Source organism: Desulfobacter latus (assembly GCF_013389365.1).
Lineage (GTDB): Bacteria > Desulfobacterota > Desulfobacteria > Desulfobacterales > Desulfobacteraceae > Desulfobacter > Desulfobacter latus.
Map to the genome: position 1 here is coordinate 1 of NZ_JACADJ010000180.1, position 590 is coordinate 590.

Annotated in this window: 1 protein-coding gene; it reads left to right on the forward strand. The window is 39.5% G+C overall.

The window, feature by feature from the left end; genetic code table 11:
- The coding region (locus HXW94_RS18885; protein ID WP_178368425.1) for a hypothetical protein at nucleotides 1-590 on the forward strand (590 nt) is incomplete at both ends.

Sequence of the window (590 nt, forward strand, 5' to 3'; positions counted from 1 at the left end):
AGGATTAAAGGGGTTAGCTTATATTGTCAAAACATCAAGCGGCGAAGCAACCGATATAAGCGGCACTAAAACTTTAAGTGGTACCAGTATGACAACAAGTTTTACCGTGGACTTATCCAGTTTGGCTGTTGGTTCATATAAAGTCGAAATCGGCGTTGTCGATACAAATTCACAAAAATCAAACTATAAGTATTATTGGTTTCAAAAAGAACTTTTAGCAACCGTTAATAGTGTTTCACCTACGAGCGCAACCAGTGGCGTTAGTACTACTTTTACAGTGACCGGCTCTAATTTACCCAGTACAATCGCAATGTCATTGGCTGGCTCTTTAGAGGATAGCTGCAGCACACCTTTTAATGTTACATCAACGTCAGCTCAAATCACTTGCACCCCAAGCATAACCGGTTCGCAACGTTTTTATGTTGCAAAGGTTTCACAAGGTGAAGCAATAAGTGGCTCTAAAAACTTATACGTAACAGTTAATGCACCTGATGATAAACCAACAGTTACAATAAACACATCGGGCAGTAGTAGCAGCAATAATCCCCAAAGCAGTAATTTTGATATCAGTGTTACTGCCAATGATGATA